This window comes from Mycobacterium sp., from assembly GCF_035623875.1.
Taxonomy (GTDB): Bacteria; Actinomycetota; Actinomycetes; order Mycobacteriales; family Mycobacteriaceae; genus Mycobacterium.
On record NZ_DASPSP010000322.1, the window covers coordinates 1 to 2,666 of the forward strand.

Annotated in this window: 2 protein-coding genes; both read right to left on the minus strand. The window is 67.6% G+C overall.

Features of this window, described 5'->3' with window-relative positions; genetic code table 11:
• Positions 1-278: 278 nt before the first annotated feature.
• On the minus strand, positions 279-1,694 hold the full coding sequence (gene hflX / locus VEI45_RS25640; protein ID WP_324857521.1) for a GTPase HflX: 1,416 nt from the start codon (positions 1,692-1,694) through the stop codon (positions 279-281).
• A gap of 44 nt (positions 1,695-1,738) precedes the next feature.
• The gene (dapF, locus tag VEI45_RS25645; RefSeq protein WP_324857523.1) at positions 1,739-2,611 is read right to left on the minus strand and encodes a diaminopimelate epimerase; all 873 of its coding nucleotides are present in this window, start codon (positions 2,609-2,611) and stop codon (positions 1,739-1,741) included.
• Positions 2,612-2,666 lie beyond the last annotated feature (55 nt).

The following is a 2,666-nucleotide window of genomic DNA, read 5'->3' on the forward strand; positions in this document are numbered from 1 at the left end:
ATGCAGGGGCGCAAGCCTCGTGCCGCTGCCGACCTAATGCCCAATCCGCGGCGGGCGCGCCGGCGCGTCATTCGAACACTTGACCGATTTCACCCATTTTCTGGGTGCGGACTTCGACGCGGAGCTGCTCACGCCCGCTAGCGCAGAGTTTGCCAGGGCGTCTGCGGACTTATCAGGTCGCCTGTCCGATCTGCCCACGAACTTGGTCGGTCTCTTCTACCGCCAGAACAGAAGGCCGGAGCCACAGGCTCCGGCGCTTTCTGGTGTCTGGGGCAGTCTCAGGTCGCCGAGAACTGGCGCAGGCTCGCGGCCAGCGCCACCGGAACCCGCGCTTTGATCCGCGTGCCGTCGCTGTTGTGCTCGGTCTGCTGCACCCGGCCGTCGGCGTGCACCCGGGCGACCAGATCACCCCGGTTATAAGGGATTACGACGTCGACGGCGGTATCGGTCGGGGCAGCCAGCTCGGCCATCTTCCGGCGCAGCGCGTCGATGCCCTCGCCGGTGCGCGCCGAGACGAAGACCGCTCCGGGCAGCGCACGGCGCAGCTTGGCCAGCGCCAAATCGCCTGCGGCGTCGACCTTGTTGACCACCAGCAGTTCCGGGGCCGGGTCGCCGTGATGGTCGGCGATGACTTCGGAGATCACCTGGCGCACCGCGCTGATCTGGGCCAGCGGGTTGACGTCGGTGCCGTCGACGACGTGCACCAGCAGGTCGGCGTCGACAACCTCTTCCAGCGTCGAACGGAACGCCTCGACCAACTGCGTCGGCAGGTGCCGCACGAAGCCCACGGTGTCACTGACCACGAACGCGCGTCCGTCGTCGAATTCGCCACGGCGAGTGGTGGGTTCCAGGGTCGCGAACAAGGCGTCCTGCACCAGCACACCGGCACCGGTCAGCGCATTGAGCAGGCTGGATTTGCCGGCGTTGGTGTAGCCGACAATCGCGATCGAGGGCAGGTCGCTTTCCAGCCGGCGGCTGCGTTGCGTGTCGCGGACCTGCTTCATGCCCTTGATGTCGCGGCGCAGCTTCGACATTCGCTCGCGGATGCGGCGACGATCGGTCTCGATCTTGGTCTCACCGGGACCACGCAGACCCACCCCGCCGCCGCTGCCGCCGGCCCGACCACCAGCCTGCCGCGACATCGATTCACCCCAACCACGCAACCGCGGCAGCATGTACTCCATCTGCGCCAGCGCCACCTGCGCCTTGCCCTCACGGCTGGTGGCGTGCTGGGCAAAGATGTCGAGGATCAGCGCCGTACGGTCAACAACTTTCACCTTGACCGCCTTCTCCAGTGCGGTCAGCTGAGCCGGGGACAGCTCGCCGTCGCAGATGACGGTGTCGGCGCCGGTCGCCAGCACCACCTCGCGCAGCTCCTGCGCCTTGCCCGAACCGATGTAGGTCGAGGCATCCGGCTTGTCACGACGCTGGATCATGCCTTCGAGCACCTGCGAACCGGCGGTCTCGGCGAGCGCGGCCAATTCAGCAAGGCTGGCCTCGGCGTCGGCGGCGCTGCCTTCCGTCCACACACCGACGAGAACGACTCGCTCGAAGCGCAGTTGCCGGTACTCGACCTCGGAGACGTCGGCGAGTTCGGTGGATAACCCGGCGACACGGCGCAGCGCCGAACGGTCGTCAAGCGCAAGCTCACCCGTGCTGGGTGGCAATTGGTCAGGAAATTCTGGATACGTCATAGGCAATTAGATGGTGCACGCCGAAGCGGCGACATGCATCCGAATTAACGCTGCGCTGCCTGCCACCATTCCTCGCTCAGTTCGCCTCGCGCCACCAGCACCGACGGCCCACGCAGGTAGCTGCTGGCCTCGGTGATGGTGACGACGACGTCGCCGCCCGGAATTCGCACGGTGAGCGTGCCGCTGGCCGCGCCGGCATAAGACAGTGCAGCCACAGCGGCGGCGACGGTTCCGGTGCCGCACGAACGGGTTTCGCCCACCCCGCGCTCGTGTACCCGCATGCTGACCGCGTCGTCGGCCGGCGCGGTGAGAACTTCGACGTTGACGCCGTCCGGGAACTGGGCCGTATCGAACGTCACCGGCGCCGCGACGTCCAGTGCTGCCAGCGCATCGACGGTCAGCTCAGGGTCGACACAGGCCAGGTGCGGGTTGCCGACATCGACCGCCAGCCCGCTGAAGGCGCGGCCACCAACGACGGCCTGCCCCTCGCCCAACGTGTTGGTTTTACCCATGTCGACGCTGACGTCGGCGTTGGTCGCGTCGACGCGATGCAAGACGACGGGTCGGGGGCCGGCCAGTGACCCGACGACGAACTCGTCCCGGGATTCCAAACCGCTAGCCCGCAGGTAGTGCGCGAATACCCGCGCGCCGTTGCCACACATCTGTGCCATCGACCCGTCGGCGTTGCGGTAGTCCATGTACCAGTCGTCGGCGGTCACGCCGTCCGGCACGCGATCGAGCACCCCGGCGGCCAGCACGGCACCCGCTGTGGTGACCCTCAGCACCCCGTCGGCACCGAGCCCCCGGCGCCGATCGCAGAGCGCGGACACCACCGCGGGTGTCAGCGTCAGCTCGGCGTCCAGGTCGGGCAGCAACACGAAGTCGTTCTGGGTGCCATGGCCTTTGGCGAAGATCATGCGCGCCACTCCTCAATCCCGGCTGCGCCGGGATTATCGTCGTCGGCGCGGATCA